The following is a 1,369-nucleotide window of genomic DNA, read 5'->3' on the forward strand; positions in this document are numbered from 1 at the left end:
AACAATGGCTATAATTCATTGCGGTTGAATTCCTAATCGGAATTCAACGCTTTTTTGCTATCTTTCGGCTACGGCGGAAAGAATCCTGCGGATTTTTCCGCAACGAAATCATAGCCGAGACCGTTGTAACCAATACTGAAAAAAATCACGTTTTTATTTTTATACATCGAACTTCTATGTATATTTGTTTTTCATAAATACACTATATGAAAAAACTATCAAAAGAATTAATTGGTGCTTCTACTATACCTATTATTTTATCAATACTTTCAAAAAACGAATCTTATGGGTATGAAATCATCCAAAGCGTAAAAGAAATATCAGATGGAAAAATAGAATATGGAGATGGAACTTTATATCCTGTTTTACACAAATTAGAAAAAAAAGGACTCATTGAATCTTACTGGAAAATTGGAGAATCAGGAAAAAAGAGAAAATACTACAAATTAAGCACTAATGGTAAAAAAGAACTTATATCAGAAAAAGAAAATTGGGCAATTATCAATCAAATTATATCAAAATTATGGAAAATAGAACCGAATTTAACTTAAACGAGAAAATAGAAATCTGGAAATCAGAATTATCAAAAAAGTCAAATATGACTTCAGATAATATCGACGAATTGGAAAGTCACTTATTAGATTTAATTAATGATTTGGAAAACAAAGGGTTAAACATAGAAGAATCATTCCTTATTGCTAGAAAAAGAATTGGCAGAACCGATGAAATTTGTGCGGAATTTGATAAGATTAATAATTTCTCATTTATTAATACAACAATTCCTTATTTAAAAGGAGCTCTGATTTATATAGCATTTATAGTTTTAAGCAAGCTATTTTTAGTTTCAACTCTACTATTATCTCAATTTTTAAATATTGATAATGGTACATTTAACATTCTGTCTGTTATACTATTAGTTATTTTCTCGATTTCTTTCTTTAGCATAATATATTTTAATCTAAAAAAACGGAAATCATTTTTTAGCAAATTAAGTAATGCATATGTGCTAGTTACATTAATTACTGTATCATATATACTATCAGTTAGATTAAGTGCTCAAGTAGTTCTTCCAGGAATTGATATTAATAAATTAGGGAATCCAATTGCCGAATTTTATACAATGGAACTGAATTTTGGAATTTATAAAATACTGTGCGGTATTATATTATTGACCACATCACTAATTATATTTTGGAAAAACAAAAAGCACAATAAATTAAGGTATACAGAATAAAGTACTGGTTACAACAAAGAACTGAGGTAAAAAACAAGTAAATTCTTCATTAATCTGAGACAATAGTATTTTAGGCCCATAGATTCGAAAAAATGATTCTTTGAGCTTTTTTTATTTGATTTATCTACGTTTTAC

At 27.2% G+C, this 1,369-nt stretch carries 2 protein-coding genes; both read left to right on the top strand.

The window, feature by feature from the left end; all coding sequences use genetic code 11:
• Window positions 1-206: 206 nt before the first annotated feature.
• Window positions 207-551, top strand: coding sequence for a PadR family transcriptional regulator (locus ACFSQJ_RS14260; RefSeq protein ID WP_377767647.1), 345 nt, complete (start codon window positions 207-209; stop codon window positions 549-551).
• Window positions 524-1,234 carry a permease prefix domain 1-containing protein gene (locus tag ACFSQJ_RS14265; RefSeq protein ID WP_377767648.1) on the top strand — a complete coding sequence of 237 codons (711 nt, stop codon included), beginning with the start codon at window positions 524-526 and terminating at the stop codon, window positions 1,232-1,234. Before ACFSQJ_RS14260 ends, ACFSQJ_RS14265 begins: the two co-directional genes overlap by 28 nt.
• Window positions 1,235-1,369: the final 135 nt, after the last annotated feature.

Source organism: Croceitalea marina (assembly GCF_042684265.1).
Classification (GTDB): Bacteria; Bacteroidota; Bacteroidia; order Flavobacteriales; family Flavobacteriaceae; genus Croceitalea; species Croceitalea marina.

Coding starts and splice junctions, on each gene's coding strand:
- ACFSQJ_RS14260 (WP_377767647.1), top strand. CDS start 207: ATGAAAAAACTATCAAAAGAATTAATTGGTGCTTCTACTATACCTATT.
- ACFSQJ_RS14265 (WP_377767648.1), top strand. CDS start 524: ATGGAAAATAGAACCGAATTTAACTTAAACGAGAAAATAGAAATCTGG.